Below are 21,500 nucleotides of genomic sequence, written 5' to 3'. Positions count from 1 at the left end.
GCCGTGTCGCCACACCGGCGGAGGACGCGCCATGACCAGCGCCGACAAGGCCTTCGCGGGATCGATTCCCGCGCTGTACGACCGCCACCTCGGGCCGATGCTGTTCGCGCCCTACGCCGCCGATCTGGTGCGGCGCCTCGGTGCGGCGGAGCGGGTGCTGGAGACCGCGGCGGGCACCGGCATCGCCACGCGGGCGCTGGCCGGCGCGCTGCCGGACGCGGCGATCACCGCCACCGATCTCAACCAGCCGATGCTCGACCTCGCGGCGCAGCGGCTGGAGTCGCCGCGGGTGACGTGGCGCCCGGCCAACGCTCTGGAGCTTCCCTTCGCGGACGACGGGTTCGACGCGGTCGTCTGCCAGTTCGGGGCGATGTTCTTTCCCGACAAGCCCGCCGCCTTCGCCGAGGCGCGCCGGGTGCTGCGGCCGGGCGGCCGCTTCCTGTTCAGCGTGTGGGACCGGCTGGCCGAGAACGAGATCACGGAGGTGGTGCACGACGCGGTCGCCGCCCTCTTCCCCGACGACCCGCCGGGCTTCCTGGCCCGCTCGCCGCACGGCTACCACGAGGTGGAGCGGATCCGCGCCGACCTGCGCGCGGCCGGTTTCGGGCGGATCGAGGTCGAGACGGTGGCGCTCCCCGCCCGCGCGCCGTCGGCCGCCGATCCGGCCCTCGGCTTCTGCCAGGGCTCGCCGTTGCGCCACGAGATCGAGGCGCGCGCCGCCGACCGGCTGGGCGAGGTGACGGAGCGGGCGACGGAGGCGGTGGCGCGGCGGTTCGGGAACGGGCCGGTCGAGGGGAAGCAGCAGGCGCACGTGGTGGTGGCGAGTGCTTGATCGGCGTCGCCTGCCCCCTCCCTAACCCTCCCCCTCTTCGAGGTGGAGGGAACTCCGCCGCTCTGCCCCCTCCACCGCAACGCGGGGGAGGGGGCAAACCGTCAGTCCAGCTGCAGCGCGATCGCCTTCAGGTACGCCGACTCCGGCAGGTGCGGGTGCACCGGGTGGTCGCTCCCGGCTCCCGACGAGCGCAGGATGCGCCCCGTCCGCTTGGCGTCCACCAGACCACGCGCCACCTGCTCGGCGAAGGTCGGCGGGTCCACGTTGTGGCTGCACGACGCCGCCAACAGGAAGCCGCCCGGCGCGGTGATGCGCGCGGCCAGCCGCGTCATCTTGCGGTAGGCGCGGCAGCCGACCGCCAGGTCCTTCTTCGACTTCACGAAGGCGGGCGGATCGACGATCACCACGTCGAAGGTCTCGCCGGCGTTGGCCAGCCGCTCCAGCTCCTGGAACGCCTCGGCCCGGCGCGCCTCGAAGATGCCGGCCACGCCGTTGGCCTCGGCCGCCCGCGTCGCGTTGTCGAGCGCCGGCTGCGAGCGGTCCACCGCCACCACCGACGCGGCCCCGCGCGTCGCGCAGGTCACCGCGAAGCCGCCGTTGTAGCTGAAGAAGTCGATGACCCGCGCCCCCTGGCACAGCGACGCGATGTAGGCGCGGTTGTCGCGCTGGTCGTAGAACCAGCCGGTCTTCTGGCCGCCCAGCGGGTCGCAGAAGAAGGCGTTGCCGTTCTCCTCGAGCCGCAGCGGGCCGTCCAGTTCGCCCTTGGCGAGGCGCGTCTCCTCCGGCAGCCCCTCCAGCGCGCGCTGGGTGCTGTCGTTGCGCAGGATGACGGCGCGCGGAGCGATCACCGCGTCCAGCGCCGCCAGGATGTCGTCGATGCGCCGGTCCATGAAGACCGAGTTGGCCTGCACCGTCACCACGTCGCCGTAGCGGTCGACGATCAGCCCCGGCAGCCCGTCGGCCTCGGCGTGCACGACGCGGTAGAAGGGGCGGTCGAACAGCCGCTCGCGCAACTTTACCGCGCGCGCCAGCCGCTCGGCCAGCCAGGCGCTGTCGATGACGGCGCCGGCGTCGGGCGTCAGCAGCCGCGCCGCGATCAGCGTGTGCGGGTTGAAGGTGGCGATCCCCAGCGGCGTGCCGCCGGCGTCCACCAGCCGCACGGCGCTGCCGGGCGGCACGGCCTTGGCCGGCTGGTCCATCTGGACCTCGTTGGAATAGACCCAGGGGTGGCCGTGCTGGAGGCGCTTCTGGCGGCCGGTGTGCAGGCGGATGGTCGGGAGTTTGGGCATGTCGGTCATGGCGCCGCATCCTAGCGACTCCGCCGCCGTGCGCAATCGGAGTCGCGAAGGCGCTTTGCAAGGGGCCGGTCAAAATGCCGCACCCTGAAAGATTACAGACGGGGGAGGAGGCTCCTACTCCCCGTCATGGGCGGTCGGCAGCGGGGTGGAGCGGTTGTCGTTGGCGCCGTCCAGCGGCTTGCACAGGCGCAGCGTTTCCAGTGCATGCCCTTCCTCGCGGAAGCAGTTCAGCACCGGGTTGCAGTAATTCACCGACGTCGAATACGCCTGCGGCAGATTCGTGTGAATGGCCGCGCAGCCGAGACCGCGGGCGATGCCGTCCATGGCGCGCAGCAACGCGGCCGCGGCGCCCTGAAGATTGAACAGGTCGTGGACGGTGAAGTTATCGACCGCGAGAATCCGGCCGTGATGCAGGTTCTCCTCGGTGGCGTAGGAGAACAGCCCGTGGATGTAGCCGCGCTCGTTCTGCACGGTCATGATCCCCGTGCGTGGCATACGGGCGTCGCCGGCGCCTTGAGTTTGGTCAAGCATGGCTGCGGCAAAAGCGCGCCATCGCTCCACCCCGAGGTCGGGGAGGACCGCCCGCACGACGGGAAACGCCTGGTCGATCTGGCGCTTTCCCAAGGGTTTGGCGATGAATCCGTCGTCCATTCCCACTTCCGAGACCTGGAGCATAGGCCGAACGATGGCCGGCTAAGCCGAACCGGTCGTTGACGTAGATCAATGTTCTTAACCATCGCCTTTCATAGTGTGCCCGCATTGGTGGCAACCGGGTTTCGGCGCGTGCGTGCGCGGCCGTTTGCGCGGTTTCCACCCTCCTCAACGAAGACCCAGCGGTAGTGCATCCTCACGGGCGTCGCCCGAGCCGCCCGGGGCAAACGGGAGAGATTGTATGGCATCAGCGACTCTGACCCCAGGGGCCGCCCTGGGCAGCCAGCGGGTGTCGGAAGACGTCCGTTACTACGAAGACGTCATTCGGCTCTTCGTCATCGCGGCTGTGTTCTGGGGCGTCATCGGCTTCCTGGCCGGTGTGTTCATCGCGCTCCAGCTCGCGTTTCCGGCCCTCAACCTCGGTCTGGAGTGGACCAGCTTCGGCCGCCTGCGGCCGGTGCACACCTCGGCCGTGATCTTCGCCTTCGGCGGCAACGTCCTGTTCGCGACGTCGCTGTACTCGGTGCAGCGCACCAGCCGGCAGTTCCTGTTCGGCGGCGAGGGGCTGTCGAAGTTCATCTTCTGGAACTACAACATCTTCATCGTGCTGGCCGCGCTCTCCTACGTCCTTGGCTACAGCCAGGGCAAGGAATACGCCGAGCCGGAGTGGGCGCTCGACCTCTACCTGACGGTCATCTGGGTGCTCTACGCCGTGGTGTTCGTCGGCACGGTGATGACGCGCCGCGAGTCGCACATCTACGTCGCCAACTGGTTCTTCATGGCGTTCATCCTGACCGTCGCCGTGCTGCACCTGGGCAACAACGTCAACCTGCCCGTCTCGCTGTTCGGCATGAAGAGCTACACCTTCGTGTCGGGCGTGCAGAGCGCCATGGTGCAGTGGTGGTACGGCCACAACGCGGTGGGCTTCTTCCTGACCGCCGGCTTCCTCGGCATCATGTACTACTTCGTGCCGAAGCGCGCCGAGCGTCCGGTGTACTCGTACCGCCTGTCGATCGTGCACTTCTGGACCCTGATCTTCCTCTACATCTGGGCCGGCCCGCACCACCTGCACTACACCGCGCTGCCGGACTGGGCGCAGACGCTGGGCATGACCTTCTCGGTCATGCTGTGGATGCCGTCCTGGGGCGGCATGATCAACGGCATCATGACCCTGTCGGGTGCCTGGGATAAGCTGCGCACCGACCCGGTCCTGCGCTTCATGGTCGCCTCGGTGGCCTTCTACGGCATGTCGACCTTCGAGGGTCCGCTGATGTCGGTGAAGGCGGTCAACGCGCTGTCGCACTACACCGACTGGACGGTCGGCCACGTGCACTCCGGCGCGCTCGGCTGGGTGGCCTTCATCAGCTTCGGCGCCATCTACTTCCTGGTCCCGGTCCTGTGGAAGCGCCAGCAGCTCTACTCGCTGCGTCTGGTCAGCCTGCACTTCTGGACCGCCACCATCGGCATCGTGCTGTACATCACCGCCATGTGGGTCTCCGGCATCATGCAGGGCCTGATGTGGCGCGCCTACGACAACCTCGGCTTCCTGCAGTACTCGTTCGTGGAGACGGTTGCCGCCATGCACCCGTTCTACGTGATCCGTGCGATGGGTGGCCTGCTGTTCGTCGCCGGTGCCCTGATCATGGTCTACAACCTGTGGCGCACGGCCAAGGGCGATGTCCGCATCGAGAAGCCCTACGTTTCGGCCCCGCACAAGACCGCCGTCGGCGCGGCCTGAGCCGAGAGGACCTGAGATATGGCTGAGGAAAAGAAGGGTTTTAGCCACGATACGATCGAGCGGAACACGCTCCTTCTCATCGTGCTCATCCTGATCACGGTGTCCATCGGCGGTCTGGTGCAGATCGTCCCGCTGTTCACCATCGAATCGACCATCGAGAAGGTGGACGGGGTTCGTCCCTACACGCCGCTCGAGATGGCCGGCTTCAACATCTACATCCGCGAAGGCTGCTACAACTGCCACAGCCAGCAGATCCGTCCGTTCCGCGACGAGGTGGAGCGTTACGGTCACTACTCGCTGGCCGCGGAGAGCATGTACGACAAGCCGTTCCAGTGGAGCTCCAAGCGCACCGGCCCGGACCTGGCCCGCGTCGGCGGCAAGTACTCCAACGACTGGCAGGTCGCCCACCTGGTCGACCCGCGCGCGGTGGTGCCGGAGTCCATCATGCCGGGCTACGCCTGGATGAAGGACCGTCCGCTGAAGTTCGACGACGTCGCCGATCACTTCAAGACCCTGAAGGTCGTCGGCGTCCCGTACTCGGACGATCAGATCGCCAACGCCAAGGCCGACCTGGCCCTTCAGAAGAACCCGGACGCCGACTCCAAGGCGCTCGCGGCCTTCCAGAAGCGCTATCCGAAGGCCGTGGTGGCCAATTTCACGGGCAACAAGGACGTCACCGAAATGGATGCCCTGGTCGCCTACCTGCAGGTGCTCGGCACGCTGGTGGACTTCACCAAGTACCAGTCGCCCAAGCAGCTGCAGCAGTAAGCGGCGGAGGAATCCATGGACTTGGATTCGATCACGATTGCCCTGCGGTCCTTCTGGACGGTCTGGCTCGCCCTGTTGTTCACCGGAATCATCGTCTACGCGATGTGGCCGGGCAACCGCGGCAAGTTTGACCGGGCCGCCCAGATCCCGCTCAAGGAAGATGGCCAGGAGTTCTGAACCATGGCGCGCAACATCGAAAAGGACGCTCTCTCCGGCGTCGAGACCACCGGTCACGAGTGGGACGGCCTGAAGGAGCTGAACAACCCGCTGCCCAAGTGGTGGCTGTACATCTTCTACGTCTGCATCGCGTGGTCCATCGTGTACTACGTGCTGTATCCGGCTTGGCCGCTGGGCAAGACCTACACCAAGGGTCTGCTGGGCTGGTCGATGCGGCAGGAGATCGCCGACAACATGGCCGCGGCCAAGGCCGGCCAAGCCAAGTACCTGACGGCCATCGCCGCCAAGTCGGTCGATGAGATCCAGAAGGACAAGGACCTGCTGTCGTTCGCCATGGCGGGCGGCCGTTCGGTCTTCAACGAGAACTGCGCCGCGTGCCACGGCGCCGGCGGCCAGGGCGCCAAGGGCTTCCCGACGCTCGCCGACGACGTGTGGCTGTGGGGCGGCACCACCGCCGACATCTACAAGACCATCCAGCACGGCATCCGCGCCGATGACGGCGACACCCGCGCCACGGTCGGCGTCGGCATGACCGCCTTCGGCAAGGACGGCATCCTGACGAAGGAGCAGATCGACCAGGTGTCGGACTACATCCTGTCGCTCAACAAGAAGCCGGCCGACGCCGCCAAGGCCGCCGCGGGCGCCAAGGTGTTCGAGGAGAACTGCGTCGCCTGCCACGGCGACAAGGCGCAGGGCTCCGTCGCCGCTGGCATCGAGGTGGGCGCCCCGCCGCTGGTCCAGGCCAACTGGATCTACGGCGGCGACAAGGCCACGCTGGTCGAGACCATCACGAACGGCCGCGCCGGCGTGATGCCCGCCTGGACCAAGCGCCTGGACGACGCCACGATCAAGCAGCTGGCCGTCTACGTCCACAACCTGGGCGGCGGCAAGTAAGCCGACGCCCAAGGCTGTGAAGGACTGGTGCCGGGGAGGTAACTCCCCGGCACTTTTCTTTTGCGGGGAATGGTTTAGGGGCGTTTGGGAGCAACCTCCCTTGGCCGTCATCCCCGCGAAGGCGGGGATCCATAACCGGCATAGAGGACGCATTGGGAATTATGGATCCCCGCCTTCGCGGGGATGACGATGAAGAGAGCGCGGCGCCGTTTTTCCGTGCCACCCCCCGGAAAAATTGACGCGCGTCAAGGGGTGCGGTTGATTCAACGCAATGCCCCTGCGACGTTCCGCCGCCATAGTCGCAGCGCGGGCCCGGCCCATGTCGGCTGCGGCATCCGCAAAAACAAAAAAGTGCAGGCATCCTCATGAGCACGGCCACCGAACCGCCCGCCGCCCCGGCGCTGGCGCAGGACCCGGTCCAGACTCCGCCCGGCACGCCGGCGCGGCCGCCCCGCCGCACCGCCAAGTCGCTGTACGCCAAGCACGACAAGGTCTACCCGAAGTCGGTTGCCGGCCCGTTCCGCACCATCAAGTGGGCGGCGCTGGTGGTCCTGCTCGGCATCTACTACGCGCTGCCGTGGGTGCGCTGGGACCGCGGGCCGAACGCGCCGGACCAGGCCGTTCTGCTCGACATCGAGGGCCGCCGCTTCTACCTGTTCTTCATCGAGCTGTGGCCGCAGCAGATCTACTACCTGACCGGCGCGCTGATCCTCGCCGCGCTGGGGCTGTTCCTCGCCACCTCGCTGGCCGGCCGCGTCTGGTGCGGCTACGCCTGCCCGCAGACGGTGTGGACCGACCTGTTCCTGTGGGTCGAGCGGCTGACCGAGGGCGAGCGCAACGAGCGCATCCGCCTCGACCAGGGCAAATGGTCCTTCACCAGGCTGCGCCGGAAGGCGACGAAGAACGCCGTCTGGCTGCTGATCTCGCTCGCCACCGGCGGCGCGTGGATCTTCTACTTCACCGACGCGCCGACGCTGTTGCGCGACATCCTGCACCTCCAGGCGTCGGCCACCGCGCTGGGCTTCATCGGCCTGTTCACCGCCACCACCTACCTGCTGGCCGGCTTCGCGCGCGAGCAGGTCTGCGCCTACATGTGCCCGTGGCCGCGCTTCCAGTCGGCGATGCTCGACGAGGACAGCCTGATCGTCACCTACGAGGACTGGCGCGGCGAGGGCCGCGGGCCCCTGCGCAAGTCGCAGTCCTGGGACGAGCGCCGGGCCGAGGGCTACGGCGACTGCATCGACTGCTTCAACTGCGTCCAGGTCTGCCCGGTCGGCATCGACATCCGCGACGGGTTGCAGATGCAGTGCATCGGTTGCGGCCTGTGCATCGACGCCTGCGACGACATCATGACGAAGATCGGCCGGCCGAAGGGGCTGGTCAAGTTCGACACCCAGACCAACCAGATCGCCGTCGCCACCACCGGAAAGCCGGCCAAATACCGGCTGCTGCGCCCGCGCACGCTGATCTACGCGCTGATGATGGTGGTGGTCGGCGGCATGATCGCCGCCGGCCTGCTGCTGCGGCCGGGGCTGGATATCACCGTGCTGCGCGACCGCGCGCCGCTCTTCGCGGTGCTGTCCGACGGCTCGGTGCGCAACGCCTACACCTTCAAGATCGCCAACATGACGCGCGACCCGCGCGACTACACCCTGACCGTCGAAGGGGTGGCCGGCGCCACCATGTTCACCGCCGGCGAACGGCAGGACCCGGTCACCTCGCTGCGCCTCGCCGCGGCGCCGGACACGGTGGCCACCTATCGAATCCTGGTGACCGTGCCGCGCGCGGGTTTGAAAGACGCCTCGACCCCGCTTACCTTCCGTCTAACCTCGGCCAATGGTGAGACCGCCAAACGGGATACGGTCTTCATGGGCCCCGGCAACTAGCGCTCTTGGGAGAGCAGGAAACGATGAGCATGACGACCGACGCCGCCAACCGCGTGTCGCGTCCGGGGCCGCGCCCGGGCTGGTACATCCCCTTCATCTTCTTCGCGTTCTTCGGCGTGGTGATCGCGGTGAACGGGGCGATGATCTACTTCGCCACCTCCACCTTCAACGGGCTGGAGACCGAGGACCACTTCGTCAAGGGCATCAAGTACAACCAGGACATCGCCGGCGCCAAGGCGCAGGCGGAGCGCGGCTGGAAGGTCGACCTCGCCTTCGTCTCGCCGGAACCCGGCAAGGGCAAGGTGACGCTCAACCTGCACGACAAGCACGGCAACCTGTTGAAGGACGCCAAGGTGCGGATGAAGTTCATCCGCCCGACCATGCAGGGCTACGACCGCACCATCACGCCCGAGTACGCCGGCGACGGCCGCTACGTGGCGGCGCTCGACCTGCCGCTGCCGGGCATCTGGGACGTCCGTCTGGTCATCGAGCACGCCACCGGCGACTACCAGGACCAGCAGCGCGTCTTCGTCCAGTAACCGGGTCCCGTCATGTCCGTCTGCCTCCACTGCCGGCAGGAGATCCCTGCCGGCTCGGACCCCGCCAGCCCCGACAAGCCGGGCCCGTTCTGCTGCTCCGGCTGCGAAGCCGCGTACGACCTCGTGCGCGGCCTCGGGCTGGAACGCTATTACGAGCGGCGCAGCGTCGATCCGCAGGCCCGCCCGCTGCGCCCGGAGTCCGACGCCCCGGCGGTGGACTTCGCGCCGCATGCCAAGCCGGGCGAGGACGGCACGGCGACGCTGCACCTGATGGTGGACGGGCTGCACTGCGCCGCCTGCGTCTGGCTGATCGAGACGGCGCTGGCGCGCACGCCGGGCGTCACCTACGCGCGCCTCAACATGACGACGCGCCGGCTGACCATCACCTGGCGCACGGCGGAGACCGACGCCAACACGGCGGTGGACACCATCACCCGCCTCGGCTACCGCGCCGTGCCCTTCGACCCGGAGCGGCTGGGCAGCGACCAGCTGAAGACCGAGAAGGAACTGCTGCGCTCCATGGCCGTCGCCGGCTTCGCCGCCGGCAACATCATGCTGTTCTCGGTCTCCGTGTGGTCCGGCTACAACGACATGGGCACGGCCACGCGCGACCTGATGCACTGGCTGTCGGCCCTGATCGGCCTGCCGGCCATCGCCTACGCCGTGCGGCCCTTCGCCCGCTCGGCCTTCGGCGCGCTGCGGCGCGGCCGCACCAACATGGACGTGCCGATCACCATCGGCGTCACACTCACCGCCGCGATGAGCCTGTTCGAGACCACGCAGAGCGGTCTCCACGCGTATTTCGACGGCGCAACGATGCTGCTGTTCTTCCTGCTGATCGGGCGCTACCTCGACCAGCGGGCGCGCGGCCGGGCGCGCTCGGCGGCGGAGCAGCTGATCGGCCTGCGCGCCACCCAGGTGACCGTGCTCCAGCCCGACGGCCGCTCGCTCATCGTGCCGCCGGAGCAGGTGAAGCCCGGCGACACCGTGCTGATCGCCACCGGCGAGCGCGTGCCCGTCGACGGCCGGATCGCCGACGGCGTGTCCGACGTCGACACCGGCCTGATCACCGGCGAGAGCGTGCCGGCCACCGTCCGCCCCGGCGACCAGGTGTTCGCCGGCGTGCTGAACCTCTCCGCGCCGCTGCGCCTGACCGTCACCGCGGTGGGCGAGGGCACGCTGCTGGCCGAGATCGTCCGCCTGATGGAGGTGGCCGAGCAGGGCCGCGCCAAGTACGTCGCCATCGCCGACCGGGTGTCGCGCCTGTACGCGCCGGTGGTGCACGTGTCGGCCCTCGCCACCTTCCTCGGCTGGCTGTTCCTGATGGGCGCCGACTGGCAGGACTCGTTGATGAACGCGGTGGCGGTGCTGATCATCACCTGCCCCTGCGCGCTGGCGCTGGCGGTGCCGGTGGTGCAGGTCATCGCGTCGGGCCGCCTGATGCGCCAGGGCATCCTGCTGAAGACCGCCACCGCGCTGGAGCAGCTGGCCGGCGTCGACACCGTGGTGTTCGACAAGACCGGCACGCTGACCGAGGGGCGGCCGGTGCCGCAGCTCGACGGCCTCGACCCGCACGCGCTGCGCGCCGCCGCGGCGCTGGCCGGCGCCAGCAAGCACCCGCTGGCCCGCGCCCTGGTGCGCGCCGTGCCGAACGTTCCGGTGGCGGAGGGTGTGCGCGAGATCCCCGGCGCCGGCCTCGCCATGGACACCGCCGACGGCGAGGTCCGCCTCGGCAGCCGCCGCTTCACCGGCGCGCCGGAGCCCGCCCCAGGATTCTTGAACGAAGCCCCCGGCCCCGAGCTGTGGCTGGCCCGCCCGGGTCGGCCGCACCTGCGCATCACCTTCCTCGACGCCCCGCGCGCCGACGCCGCGGCCGTCGTGGCGGCGCTGAAGGCGCAGGGCAAGGCGGTCAGCCTGCTGTCCGGCGACCGCCGCGCCGCCGTCGCCGCGGTGGCCCGGAGCCTGGGCATCGACGACTGGAAGGCGGAGCAGACGCCGGCCGACAAGGCCGCGGCGCTGCACGCGCTGGTGGACCAGGGCCGCACCGTCATGATGGTCGGCGACGGCCTGAACGACGCGCCGGCGCTGGCCGCCGCCTCGGTCTCGATGTCGCCGTCCACCGCGGTGGACGTCAGCCAGACCGCCGCCGACGTGGTGTTCCAGGGCCGTCTCCTGGCGCCGATCACCGAGGCGCTGTTCGTCGCCCGCCGCTCCGGCGCGCTGGTGCGCCAGAATTTCGCCATCGCGCTGGTCTACAACCTGTTCGCCGTGCCGCTGGCCGTGTGCGGCCTGTTGACTCCGCTGATCGCCGCCTTGGCGATGTCGTCGTCCTCGCTTATCGTCATCGCCAACGCGCTGCGGCTGGCCCGCACCCGTCGGCCGGGAGACCTGAACCATGACCGAGCTTCTGTACATGATCGCGGCGGCGCTCAGCCTGGGCGGCCTGGGGCTGATCGCGTTCCTGTGGGCTCTTAAGTCCGGCCAGTTCGACGATCTGGACGGCGCCGCCAACCGCATCCTGTTCGACGACGAGCCCCCGCCGCCCTCGCCCGAACGGCGTTGACGGGGTAGCCCGATCGGGTGGCTGGAAAAACCCACGCTGCAAGTAAGGTTGCGAAGTCGTGGGATTCTGCCCATGATGAGGGCTTGGGACGGTTAGGGCCGAGTTGCCATGCCTCCGTTTGATCTGAGCCGGCCCCGCGACACCGCGGCGGCCTCCGACATGAACCCCTGCGGGGCGTGCCCCGTCCGGAGTCTGACCGTCTGTGCCGCGCTCGATCCCGAGGAACTCCGCCGTCTCGCCGAGATCCTGCAGACCGTCCGCGTCGACGCCAACCACACCCTCTTCTCCGAGGGCGAGGCCGCGGACACGCTCTACAACGTCACCTCCGGCACGGTGAAGCTGTACAAGCTGCTGCCCGACGGGCGCCGGCAGATCACCGGTTTCCTGATGACCGGCGACTTCCTCGGCCTGGCGGTGAACGAGAGCTACGCCTACACCGCGGAGACGGTGACCAGCTCCTCGGTGTGCAAGTTCCCGCGGCGCAAGATCGACGCGCTGATGGACGAGTTCCCGAAGATGCAGCGCCGCCTGTTCTCCATGGCCTCGAACGAGCTGGCCGCGGCGCAGGACCAGATGCTGCTGCTCGGCCGCAAGACGGCGAAGGAGAAGATCTGCTCCTTCCTGCTGATGCTCTCGCAGCGCGCGGTGCGGCGCGGGCACAAGGAGAACCCGGTCTACGTGCCGATGAGCCGCGCCGACATCGCCGACTACCTGGGCCTGACGACCGAGACGGTCAGCCGCACCTTCACCCAGCTGAAGACCGCCGGGGTGATCTCGTTGCAGGAAGGCAACAAGGTGATGATCGCCGACATGGACGCCCTCTACGACATGGCCGAGGGCTGCTGATCCTCCCTCCCTCGCCGTTGGCGGGGGCGTGAAGCCGGTGCCGCAGGCAACGAGCGCCGAAGGCGATCGTAGGCGGAACGCGGTTGCCCGACTAGTGGGCAACCGGTGGAAGGGGCCCGCAAAGCTCTCGCGCAAGCTTCGCTTGCGCTGACGCGGCAGGCGGATCCTTCGGATCCGCCGAGAGCGGGAAGGGTGGGGCTATGGCCTCTCTGGTGACGGAAATCCTTGAAAATCCAGGCATTCCGTTATAGGATCAGGATCCTATTCGCTTCGGTTGCCAAGGACGTACTGAACGCCCCCTGCACACTGTTCCATGGTGTTTCACGGTGTTCCATTCCCCGTCCCGGCAGGCCGTAGCCCCCACCCTCCCAAGCTTCGCTTGGGCCCCTCCCTCCCCCGCCGGAGGCGAGGGAGGGTAAGAAAGGCACCCATGCGCCCAGGCCCCCGCAACCTCATCACCGACGTGGACGGCATCCGGGTCGGCAACGCGGCGGATGCGCGGGTGCGCACCGGGGTCACCGTGGTGCTGCCCGACGCGCCGGCCGTCGCCGCGGTGGACGTGCGCGGCGGGGCGCCGGGAACGCGGGAGACCGACGCGCTGAACCCCTCCTGCCTCGTCGACCGGGTCGATGCGGTGGTGCTGTCCGGCGGTTCGGCCTTCGGGCTGGAGGCGGCAAGCGCCGCGGCGACGTGGCTGGCGGGGCAGGGGCGGGGCTACGACGTCGGGCCGGTGCGCGTGCCCATCGTCCCGGCGGCCATCCTGTTCGACCTGCTGAACGGCGGCGACAAGGAGTGGGGCGAGCGTCCACCGTTCCCCGGTCTCGCCCGTTCCGCCTGCGAAACGGCGTCGTTGGTGTTTCCGCTGGGCAACGTCGGCGCCGGGTTCGGCGCCAAGGCGGGCACGATCAAGGGCGGGCTGGGCAGCGCGTCGCTGGTCACCGACGACGGGTTGCAGGTCGGCGCGCTGATCGCCGCCAACCCGTTCGGCTCCGCCACCATGCCGGGGCAGCCGACGCTGTGGGCCTGGGCGCTGGAGTTGGAGGGGGAGATGGGCGGCCAGCCGCTGCCCACCGGCCCGATTCCGCCGGATCCCGGCCTGCCGGAGCACGTCATAGCCCGCGCCGCCGCCAACACCACCATCGGCGTCGTCGCGGTGAACGCCGACCTGACCAAGGCGGAGGCGCTGCGCCTCGCCACCATGGCGCACGACGGGCTGGCCCGCGCGGTCCGCCCGGCGCACACGCCCTTCGACGGCGACACGCTCTACGCGCTGGCCACCGGCACCCGGCCGCTGCCGGAGCCGCGGGCGTACCACCTCGCCCGCCTCGGCTCGCACGCCGCCGACGTGGTGGCGCGGGCGATCGGGCGCGCGGTCTACCACGCCGAGGGGCTGGGGCCGTTTCCCGGATACCGGGAACTCCACGGTCGGGCGCTCCAGCGGCCTTGAACTCGGCACGGCCGCGCCGCATCATCCGCTCAAATCACGATGTCGGGGGAGGTCGGGTCATGCGGGGTTGGACTCTGGGGGCCGCGTGCGCGGCGGTGCTGGCGCTGCTGCCGGGCTTCGCGCCCGAGACGGCTTGGGCGCAGACGCGCACCGACCTCGTGGTCGGCATGCAGCTGGAGCCGCCGAATCTCGACCCTACCGCCAGCGCCGCCGCCGCCATCGCCGAGGTGACGCTGGTCAACCTCTACGAGGCGCTGACGCGCATCGACGCCGACGGCAACGTCGGCCCCGGCCTCGCCAAGAGCTGGACGGTGTCGGACGACCAGACCACCTACACCTTCACGCTGCGCGACGCCGCGAAGTTCCACAACGGCAAGCCGGCCACCTCGGCCGACGTGAAGTTCACCCTCGACCGCGCCCGGGCCGCCGATTCGACCAACCCGCAGAAGGCATGGTTCAAGGCCATCGCCGACGTGCAGGCGCCCGACCCGAAGACGGCGGTGGTCAAGCTGTCGCAGCCCGACGGCCTGTTCCTGTTCCACATGGGCCTGGGCGCCGCGGTCATCCAGTCGGCCGAGACGCAGCCGACCGACAAGCAGAACCCCGTCGGCACCGGTCCCTTCAAGTTCGAGCGCTGGATCGCCGGCGACCGCGTGATCCTGGTGCGCAACCCCGACTACGACGGGCCGAAGCCGGCGCTGGAGCGCGTCTCCTTCCGCTTCATCGCCGACCCGGCGGCGCAGGTCTCCTCGATCCTGGCCGGCGACGTCGATACGGTGGTGCAGTTCAACACCTTCGAGGCCCTGCCGCAGTTCCAGAACGATCCGCGCTTCCGCGTGATGACCGGCGTCGGCGAGGGCGAGACGCTGCTGTCCATCAACAACGCCAGGAAGCCTTTCGACGACGTGCGCGTCCGCCGCGCGCTGGCGCACGCCATCGACCGCAAGACGCTGATCGACGGCGCCATGTCCGGCCTCGCCACGCCGATCGGCAGCCACTTCGCGCCGAACCGGCCGGAGTATGTTGACCTTACGAATGTCTATCCTTACGACGTCAACAAGGCGAAGGCGCTGCTGGCCGAGGCCGGCTATCCGAACGGCTTCGAGGCGACGCTGCGCCTGCCGCCGCCGATCTACGCCCGCCGCTCGGGCGAGCTGATCGCCGCCATGCTGGCCGAGGCCGGAATCCGCGTGAAGATCGAGAACCTGGAATGGGCGCAGTGGCTGGAGAAGGTGTTCCGCGGCAAGGACTTCGACCTGACCATCGTCGCCCACACCGAGGCGCTGGACATCGAGATCTACTCCCGTCCCGACTACTACTTCGGCTACAAGAGCGACCGCTTCAACGCGCTGAACGCCGAACTGGAGCGCACCCTCGACCCGGCGAAGCGCAAGGAGCTGTACGGCTCCATGCAGCGCGTGCTGGCGGAGGACGCGGTGAACGGCTTCCTGTTCCAGCTGCCCATCGTCACCGTGGAGAACGCCAAGCTGGTCGGCATGTGGAAGAACCGGCCGTACCAGGTGAACGACGTCACCGGCGTGCGCTGGCAGTGAACACCTGAATTCACACGGATTTCGCGGATTTGGTCACGGATTACATGGATTTTTCATGATCGTGCGCAGCAAAGGCTCACGGGAACGCCGGTGCGCCGCAAGCATCAAAGAAAATCCGTGTAATTCGTGCAATCCGTGTGGACTTGGTTGTTTGACCCCATGATCCCCTTCCTCACCCGCCGCTTGTTGATCCTGGCGGTGACCGCGTGGCTGGCGACGCTGCTGGTGTTCACCATCCTCAACGTACTGCCCGGTGACCCGGCGCTGCTGATGCTGGGCACCGAGGCGCGGCCGGACACCCTGGCGGCGCTGCGGGCCCAGATGGGCCTCGACCAGCCGGCGGTGGTCCGCTACCTGCGCTGGGTGGCGGGGATGCTGACCGGCGACTTTGGTGTCAGTTACACCTACGCCCGGCCGGTGGGGGCGCTGATCCTGGAGCGGCTGGCGGTCACGCTGCCGCTGGCCGGGTTCGCGCTGGTGCTGTCCACGCTGATCGCGCTGCCGCTCGGGCTGTACGCCGCGGCGCGGCACGACCGGGCGGGGGATTGGGCGGTGATGGCGTTCGGGCAGGTCGGCATCGCGGTGCCCAGCTTCTGGTTCGCCATCCTGCTGATCCTCGGCTTCGCCGTGCAACTGGGCTGGTTCGCGGCGGGCGGCTTTCCCGGCTGGCAGGGGGGTGTCTGGCCGGCATGCAAGGCGCTGGTGCTGCCGGCGGTGGCGCTGGCGCTGCCGGAGGCGGCGATCCTGGCGCGCGTCACCCGCTCCGCCGTGCTCGACACGATGCGCGAGGACTACGTCCGCACCGCGCGGGCCAAGGGGGTGTCAGCGTGGGCGCTGATGGTCCGCCACGTGCTGCCCAACGCGCTGATCCCGATCTCCACCGTGCTCGGCCTGCAGTTCGCCTTCCTGGTGGCGGGGGCGGTGGTGGTGGAGAACGTCTTCACGCTGCCGGGCCTGGGCCGGCTGGTCTATCAGGCGATCAGCCAGCGCGACCTGATCGTCGTGCAGGGCGTGGTGGTGCTGCTGGCCGTGCTGGTGGTCGCCGTCAACTTCCTGGTCGATGTCGCCTACGCGGTCATCGACCCGCGCCCGCGGGTGGAAACATGACCTCCGACGCCGATCCCGACGTGCCCCGCCGGCGCCTGCCGCGCAGCCTGCTGCTCGGCGCCGCGCTGACCGGGCTGGTGGTGGCGGTGGCGGTGCTGTCGCTGCTGTGGACGCCGTACCCGGCCGAGCAGGTGCGCGTCATCGCCCGCCTGAAGCCGCCGAGCGCCGCCAACTGGCTGGGCACCGACCATTTCGGGCGCGACGCGCTGTCGATGATCATGGTGGGCGCGCGCAACTCGCTGGCGGTGGCCGCCGCCGCCGTGGGGATCGGCGTACTGGGCGGCGTGCCGCTCGGCCTGATCGCCGCGGCGCGGCGCGGCTGGCCGGACGAGGGCGTGGCGCGCATGGCCGACCTGCTGTTCGCCTTCCCGGCGCTGCTGACGGCCATCCTGCTGACCGCGCTGCTCGGTCCCGGTGCGATCAACGCCGTGCTGGCGCTGGGCGTGTTCAACGTGGCGGTGCTGGCGCGGGTGACGCGCGGCGCGGCGCTCCAGGTCTGGCGGCGGGAGTTCGTGCGGGCGGCGCTGGCGTTGGGCCGCGGGCCGACGGCGGTGACGGTCGTGCATGTGCTGCCCAACGTGGCGGGAGCGGTGATCGTGCAGGCGACCATCCTGTTCGCCGTCGCCATCCTGAACGAGGCGGCGCTGAGCTACCTCGGCCTCGGCATCCAGCCGCCGGCGCCCAGCTGGGGCAAGATGCTGGGCGACGCGCAGACCTACCTGTTCACCGCCCCCATGCAGGCGGTCTACCCCGGCGCCGCCATCGCGCTGGCGGTGCTGGGGTTGAACCTGCTGGGCGACGGGCTGCGCGACCTGCTCGACCCGCGCCACAAGGCGACGACGCTCGGCTGAGGATCAGCCGTTGCGCTGCTTGGCCAGCGGCGTGGCGTACTGCGGCTCGACGTCCCAGGGGAAGAAGATCCAGGTGTCCTGGCTGACCTCGGTGATGAAGGTGTCGACCAGCGGGCGGCCGGCCGGCTTGGCGTAGATGGTGGCGAAGTGCGCCTTGGGCAGCATCTTGCGCACGATCACCGCGGTCTTGCCGGTGTCGACCAGGTCGTCGATGATCAGCCAGCCCTCGCCGTCGCCCTCGACGCCCTTGAGGACGCGGGCCTCGCGCTGGTTCTGGTGGTCGTAGGTGGAGACGCACACCGTGTCGATCAGGCGGATCTCCAGCTCGCGCGAGATGATCGCCGCCGGCACCAGGCCGCCACGGGTCACCGCGATGATGCCCTTCCACGGCCCCTTGTCGATGAGCCGCCACGACAGTGCCTTGGCGTTGCGGTGCAGCTCTTCCCAGGACACCGGAAACCCACGTTCGTACGATTTTTCGCCCACGGCTCGACTCTCCTCTGCGATGCGCGCTGATATAGCCCAACCCCATCCGCGCGTCCATGGGTGCGGAAAAACGGCGGAAACGCTGGATTTCGGGCGACTGAAAAAAAATCGAAAAAAAGGTTTGCGTGGTCGGGGCGATTTGGCTAAGTTGCCGGCCTCCACGGGGAGCAACGCTCCTCGGTTCCGGAGAACAGGATGCGCCCGTAGCTCAGCTGGATAGAGCACCAGACTACGAATCTGGGGGTCAGGAGTTCGAATCTCTTCGGGCGCGCCATCCTGCTTCACCGTGATCTTCGACACGAGGCCACCTCTGGGTGGCCTTTGTCGTTTCCGGCACCTGCACGGTCGTGACGGTATTAATACCGCGCGCCGAAGGTCCAGTGGCAAACCGCCCCATCCCCCGCGCAAGTCCGGCGCCGTACGGTGTCCGCAAATCAGGACCGTTTTCCGCAGGCGCATCATGACCGCTCCGAACAGGATCCTTGCGCCGGCCGCTCTGGCGCCACTGGCGCTGGCCGCGTGCACGCCGCTTGTGTGGGGCGGCACCTACCACGCGGTCGAGAAGTCGCCGCAGTCGATCACCGTCGAGTACGAGAACAGCCTGACCAGCCGCGACACCGTCCTGGTGTACGCGAGCGAGCACTGCGGCCGCTACGCCAAGCGCGCCGCGCTGGCCGACATCGACCGCAATCCGGGCACCGAGTTGCTGCGGTTCGAGTGCCGCTGACCGTCAGCGGTACGGAATGCGCCGAAATTCCTCAATCCGAATCAAAGACATAAGCCGCTTTTGGTCACCGCGGCGTTCATAACCGCTTAACCCTCCGCGCCTAGGTTCCGCGCCTCTTGCTGCGGCGCAGCACAACCGGAACCAACAAGGGGGGCCACCATGGTGATCCTGTCCGACGTCCTTCCGGCGCTCTCGCTGACCACCGCGACCGGGTGTGCCGGACTCATCCTCGGAACCACATCGACGCTCATCACCGCGCGGCGCGCGTGCCTCGCCGTGCAGGCGGCGGGCGCACTGCTGTTCGCGATCCATTACGGCCTGCTGGGGGCGAGCACCGGCACGCTGATGTGCGCCCTCGGGCTGGTGCAGATGGCGACCGCCTACCCGGAGGAGCGGCCGGCGTGGACCCGCGCGCTGTTCCTCGCCACGCTGCCGGCGGGGCTGTGCGTCGCTGCGGCGACGTGGCACGGGGTTATGACGGCGTTCTCGGCCATCGGCTTCGTGCTGGGAACGGTCGGCCGCTGGCAGACCTCGATGGGGGCGATGCGCGGCTGCTACGCCACTGCCACGCTGTTCGGCGCCGGCCACAACGCGCTGGCGGGATCGATGTTCGGCCTGGGCTCCGACGCGCTGGCGCTGTCCGGCCACCTGTGGAGCCTGTGGCGCCAGAAAACGAAACGGCCGCCGGCGGGAACCGGCGGCCGCGTCGGCGCGGCGGACCGCGTCAGCGCTTGGCTTCCGCCGCGGCGCCCTGCTCCTTGCGTTGCAGGTAGGTCTTGGTGAGCTGCGGCAGGCGCTGCTCGATCCAGTTCGCCATCTCGATCTCCTCGTCCAGGCTCTCCTGGCACAGGCGGGCGATCTCGGTCTCGCCGCAGTGCTGCGCGGCGGCGATCAGCGCGCGGTAGTTGGCGGCCTCGAACTGCTCGAACGAGTAGTTGAAGATGCCGGCCTTGACGATCTCGTCCTCGGCGAAGACGCCGGAAATCGATTGCGCGTTGCCGATCAGCATGGCGATGCCGGTCTTGATCGCCGACGTGTCGGAGCCCAGGCGCTGCAGGCACTGCTTCAGGCGGTCGGCCTGCCGCTGGGTGACCTGGATGTGCTCCTTCACCTTGGCCAGGATCTCGGGATAATTGGTGATGCGCCCTTCCTGGCGCTCCAGCATCTCCGCCGCCTGGGTCTCCATGGCGTAGGCGTCGCGCAGCCAGTCGATCAGCTGCTCCTTGGCGTTAGCCACCTCGTCCTCCTTCGTTTCGATCCCGGAATGCCCAAATGGGTCGTGCTGCCTCTCAACAGCGGCGGTGTGGATCCGTCACAGGCGGGGGAACCTCTGCCTGGGCCGTGGGTTGAGTCTCGGTGTGTCGGGCTGGGCGGGGTTGTGGCCATGATGGGCAAGAACGAGATCGTCGATACCCTCAACGACCTCATCCGGATCGTCCAGGACAGCCACGAGGGCTATCAGCAGGCGGCCGAGAGCGGCGAGGACGACGACCTCCAGGCGCTGTTCAGCGACCTCGCCGCGCAACGCGGTGCCATCGTGCGCGAGCTGCAGCGTCTGGTCGCCGAGCAGGGCGGCGCGCCGGACATCGGCGGCACCATCGTCGGCGGCGCCCACCGCTTCTTCCTCGGCCTGCGCGCGGCGGTGATGGGGCACGACCGTGAGGCCATCCTGGGCGAGGTGCAGCGCGGTGAGACGGAATGCGTGCGCCTCTACGACGAAGCGCTGGCCAAGGAGCTGCCGCCGGAGATCGCCGACGTGGTGCGCCAGCACCTCGGCCGCATCCGCACCGATCTCGACCGCATGGCAGCCCTGCGCGATACGGCGGCATGAATCCTAAGTGGTAGGCGTTAATCGCATTGTGCAGCGCGGCAAGGTCTCTTGCTGTTCGGCTGCGGAGCGGCTATTCCTGTATCAAAGGGTCGCTTTTTGCGAGGTATGAAACAATGATGAACGATGAGCTGCTGAACGCCGGTGCCTTCGCCCTGTACCGCGCCGAGAACCCGCACCGCGTGGACGAATTCTCCAAGCGCCCCGACGCCGAGAAGGCGATCGCGGCCGACTTCGAGACCTACCGCAACCGCTATGTGCGCAAGTTCAAGGACATCCGCGAGAGCCTCGCGGCCGAGGGCCTGACCGTGACGCGCGCGGCGTAAGGGTGCTTCCAGTCCCTCCCCCGCAGCAGGCGGGGGAGGGACTTGCTCTATTCTCGTCCCTCAATCACCTTCAGCAGGGCTCGTTTCGCATTCGAATCGAGGCTGCGCCACACCTTGATCTCGTCCACCGTGCGCTTGCAGCCCAGGCAGACGCCGGCGTCGTCCAGCGTGCAGACGCGGGTGCAGGGTGAGGGAACGTGGTCTTCGTCGAACGACATGACGTGAGCCCGAAAACGACAAGGGAGCCCGAAGGCTCCCTTGCGTTTAGCTTAGCACCGGTCCCGCGTCACTCGGAATAGTTCGGCGGGTCGGGGTCGTCGTCCCAGCCCTCGGGCGGGGCGGGGTAGCGCTGCAGCCATTGGCGCACCAGCTCCACGTGGCCGCCCTCCTCATCGGCGAACTCGCCGGCGAGCTTGGCGACGGTCGGATCCTTGGTCTCCGCGGCGACCGCCGCGTAGTACTTCTGGCCCTGCGTCTCGCAGATCAGCGCCATCTTCAGCGCGTGGTGCGCCGTCATCAGGTAGTGCGCGTTCTCGAACGCCGCGGCTTCCGGCGACTCCGCGGTGTTATCCCACTGGAACTCCCACGGCTCGACCTTGGGCAGCGGGCCGAACTCGGCGGCGATGCGCTTCACCTCGTCCCGGTGCTGGCGCGAGTAGCCGGCGAGCTTGTGGAACAGCTCCCCAACCTCGCGGTTGTTGTGGGCTTCCATGCTGTCGGCCAGCTCGTCGTAACGATCGGCGGCTTCCGACTCCAGCTCCACGGCGTGGGCGAGGAACAGGCCCACGCTGGTGGCGCCGTTAGCGATTTTGGCGACGGTCATACGGCGAACTCCCGATCCAGCTGGTCGATGGTGGCGACCGGCTTTCCGGCCGGGGCGAAGGGACGGCGGTTGCCGGCCAGGAAGATGCCGAGGCCGAAGCCGTCGTCCTCCAGCGCCGCGCGCATCGCCAGCGCCGGGTCCGCCGTCGGCTCGCGCCCGT

General features: G+C 68.8%; 24 protein-coding genes and 1 tRNA gene. 19 read left to right on the top strand and 6 right to left on the bottom strand.

Features of this window, described 5'->3' with window-relative positions; translation table 11 throughout:
• Positions 1-31: 31 nt before the first annotated feature.
• Entirely contained in the window at positions 32-832 is an 801-nt protein-coding gene (locus tag ACRWK7_RS27585; RefSeq protein WP_431859798.1) for a class I SAM-dependent methyltransferase, read from the top strand.
• Between the two features lie 101 nt (positions 833-933).
• On the opposite strand, the gene ACRWK7_RS27580 is transcribed toward ACRWK7_RS27585, so the two are convergent.
• Complete coding sequence (locus tag ACRWK7_RS27580) at positions 934-2,130, bottom strand: class I SAM-dependent rRNA methyltransferase (RefSeq protein WP_431859796.1); 1,197 nt, start codon at positions 2,128-2,130, stop codon at positions 934-936.
• 114 nt (positions 2,131-2,244) lie between these two features.
• Positions 2,245-2,781, bottom strand: a complete 537-nt coding sequence (locus ACRWK7_RS27575; RefSeq protein ID WP_431859794.1) for a hypothetical protein — start codon at positions 2,779-2,781, stop codon at positions 2,245-2,247.
• Between the two features lie 241 nt (positions 2,782-3,022).
• Here ACRWK7_RS27575 and ccoN point away from each other — a divergent pair, with 241 nt between their 5' ends.
• From ccoN to ACRWK7_RS27510, 13 genes are all read left to right on the top strand, one after another.
• A complete protein-coding gene (ccoN, locus tag ACRWK7_RS27570) occupies positions 3,023-4,519 on the top strand; it encodes a cytochrome-c oxidase, cbb3-type subunit I (protein WP_431859792.1) in 1,497 nt (498 codons plus the stop codon).
• An 18-nt stretch (positions 4,520-4,537) separates the two neighbouring features.
• A complete protein-coding gene (gene ccoO / locus ACRWK7_RS27565; RefSeq protein WP_431859790.1) occupies positions 4,538-5,287 on the top strand; it encodes a cytochrome-c oxidase, cbb3-type subunit II in 750 nt (249 codons plus the stop codon).
• A gap of 15 nt (positions 5,288-5,302) precedes the next feature.
• The gene (locus ACRWK7_RS27560; protein WP_109119760.1) at positions 5,303-5,464 is read left to right on the top strand and encodes a cbb3-type cytochrome oxidase subunit 3; all 162 of its coding nucleotides are present in this window, start codon (positions 5,303-5,305) and stop codon (positions 5,462-5,464) included.
• Between the two features lie 3 nt (positions 5,465-5,467).
• Positions 5,468-6,358 (top strand): cytochrome-c oxidase, cbb3-type subunit III, encoded by an 891-nt coding sequence (gene ccoP, locus ACRWK7_RS27555; RefSeq protein WP_431859788.1) that lies wholly within the window; start codon positions 5,468-5,470, stop codon positions 6,356-6,358.
• Positions 6,359-6,723: 365 nt separating this feature from the next.
• A complete protein-coding gene (gene ccoG, locus ACRWK7_RS27550) occupies positions 6,724-8,244 on the top strand; it encodes a cytochrome c oxidase accessory protein CcoG (RefSeq protein ID WP_431859786.1) in 1,521 nt (506 codons plus the stop codon).
• Positions 8,245-8,267: 23 nt separating this feature from the next.
• The gene (locus tag ACRWK7_RS27545) at positions 8,268-8,783 is read left to right on the top strand and encodes a FixH family protein (RefSeq protein ID WP_431859784.1); all 516 of its coding nucleotides are present in this window, start codon (positions 8,268-8,270) and stop codon (positions 8,781-8,783) included.
• A gap of 12 nt (positions 8,784-8,795) precedes the next feature.
• Positions 8,796-11,258 carry a heavy metal translocating P-type ATPase gene (locus ACRWK7_RS27540; RefSeq protein ID WP_431859782.1) on the top strand — a complete coding sequence of 821 codons (2,463 nt, stop codon included), beginning with the start codon at positions 8,796-8,798 and terminating at the stop codon, positions 11,256-11,258.
• Positions 11,179-11,346: a cbb3-type cytochrome oxidase assembly protein CcoS gene (gene ccoS / locus ACRWK7_RS27535; protein ID WP_431859780.1), complete on the top strand. Its 168-nt coding sequence runs from the start codon at positions 11,179-11,181 to the stop codon at positions 11,344-11,346. The genes ACRWK7_RS27540 and ccoS overlap by 80 nt, the downstream gene beginning before the upstream one ends.
• 108 nt (positions 11,347-11,454) lie before the next feature.
• Positions 11,455-12,192, top strand: coding sequence for a Crp/Fnr family transcriptional regulator (locus ACRWK7_RS27530; protein WP_431859778.1), 738 nt, complete (start codon positions 11,455-11,457; stop codon positions 12,190-12,192).
• A gap of 430 nt (positions 12,193-12,622) precedes the next feature.
• Entirely contained in the window at positions 12,623-13,639 is a 1,017-nt protein-coding gene (locus ACRWK7_RS27525) for a P1 family peptidase (RefSeq protein ID WP_431859776.1), read from the top strand.
• A gap of 59 nt (positions 13,640-13,698) precedes the next feature.
• A complete protein-coding gene (locus tag ACRWK7_RS27520) occupies positions 13,699-15,192 on the top strand; it encodes an ABC transporter substrate-binding protein (RefSeq protein WP_431859774.1) in 1,494 nt (497 codons plus the stop codon).
• Positions 15,193-15,351: 159 nt separating this feature from the next.
• The gene (locus tag ACRWK7_RS27515) at positions 15,352-16,299 is read left to right on the top strand and encodes an ABC transporter permease (RefSeq protein WP_431859772.1); all 948 of its coding nucleotides are present in this window, start codon (positions 15,352-15,354) and stop codon (positions 16,297-16,299) included.
• On the top strand, positions 16,296-17,150 hold the full coding sequence (locus ACRWK7_RS27510) for an ABC transporter permease (protein WP_431859770.1): 855 nt from the start codon (positions 16,296-16,298) through the stop codon (positions 17,148-17,150). Before ACRWK7_RS27515 ends, ACRWK7_RS27510 begins: the two co-directional genes overlap by 4 nt.
• A gap of 3 nt (positions 17,151-17,153) precedes the next feature.
• Here the strand turns inward: ACRWK7_RS27510 and gpt are convergent, their stop codons facing one another.
• Positions 17,154-17,636: a xanthine phosphoribosyltransferase gene (gene gpt / locus ACRWK7_RS27505; protein ID WP_431859768.1), complete on the bottom strand. Its 483-nt coding sequence runs from the start codon at positions 17,634-17,636 to the stop codon at positions 17,154-17,156.
• Positions 17,637-17,833: 197 nt separating this feature from the next.
• On the opposite strand from gpt, the gene ACRWK7_RS27500 reads away from it, so the two are divergent.
• The 3 genes from ACRWK7_RS27500 to ACRWK7_RS27490 all read left to right on the top strand — a co-directional run bounded on the left by ACRWK7_RS27500 (position 17,834) and on the right by ACRWK7_RS27490 (position 19,146).
• A tRNA-Arg gene (locus tag ACRWK7_RS27500) sits at positions 17,834-17,910 on the top strand.
• A gap of 186 nt (positions 17,911-18,096) precedes the next feature.
• Positions 18,097-18,363, top strand: a complete 267-nt coding sequence (locus ACRWK7_RS27495; protein WP_431859766.1) for a hypothetical protein — start codon at positions 18,097-18,099, stop codon at positions 18,361-18,363.
• A 159-nt stretch (positions 18,364-18,522) separates the two neighbouring features.
• Positions 18,523-19,146 carry a YgjV family protein gene (locus ACRWK7_RS27490; protein WP_431859764.1) on the top strand — a complete coding sequence of 208 codons (624 nt, stop codon included), beginning with the start codon at positions 18,523-18,525 and terminating at the stop codon, positions 19,144-19,146.
• Here ACRWK7_RS27490 and ACRWK7_RS27485 read toward each other — a convergent pair.
• Positions 19,088-19,600: a ferritin-like domain-containing protein gene (locus ACRWK7_RS27485; protein ID WP_431859762.1), complete on the bottom strand. Its 513-nt coding sequence runs from the start codon at positions 19,598-19,600 to the stop codon at positions 19,088-19,090. The two genes, ACRWK7_RS27490 and ACRWK7_RS27485, sit on opposite strands and share 59 nt — an antisense overlap.
• 147 nt (positions 19,601-19,747) lie before the next feature.
• Between ACRWK7_RS27485 and ACRWK7_RS27480 the strand changes: the two genes are divergently transcribed.
• Both ACRWK7_RS27480 and ACRWK7_RS27475 read left to right on the top strand, forming a co-directional pair.
• Complete coding sequence (locus ACRWK7_RS27480) at positions 19,748-20,194, top strand: PA2169 family four-helix-bundle protein (RefSeq protein WP_431859760.1); 447 nt, start codon at positions 19,748-19,750, stop codon at positions 20,192-20,194.
• A gap of 113 nt (positions 20,195-20,307) precedes the next feature.
• The gene (locus ACRWK7_RS27475) at positions 20,308-20,517 is read left to right on the top strand and encodes a hypothetical protein (RefSeq protein WP_431859758.1); all 210 of its coding nucleotides are present in this window, start codon (positions 20,308-20,310) and stop codon (positions 20,515-20,517) included.
• A gap of 47 nt (positions 20,518-20,564) precedes the next feature.
• Here the strand turns inward: ACRWK7_RS27475 and ACRWK7_RS27470 are convergent, their stop codons facing one another.
• Positions 20,565-20,735, bottom strand: coding sequence for a DUF1289 domain-containing protein (locus tag ACRWK7_RS27470; RefSeq protein WP_431859756.1), 171 nt, complete (start codon positions 20,733-20,735; stop codon positions 20,565-20,567).
• Between the two features lie 68 nt (positions 20,736-20,803).
• Positions 20,804-21,340: a ferritin-like domain-containing protein gene (locus ACRWK7_RS27465; RefSeq protein WP_431859754.1), complete on the bottom strand. Its 537-nt coding sequence runs from the start codon at positions 21,338-21,340 to the stop codon at positions 20,804-20,806.
• Between the last annotated feature and the right edge of the window lie 160 nt (positions 21,341-21,500).

Source organism: Azospirillum sp. (assembly GCF_050789165.1).
This window is presented reverse-complemented; position numbering and strand designations above follow the sequence as displayed.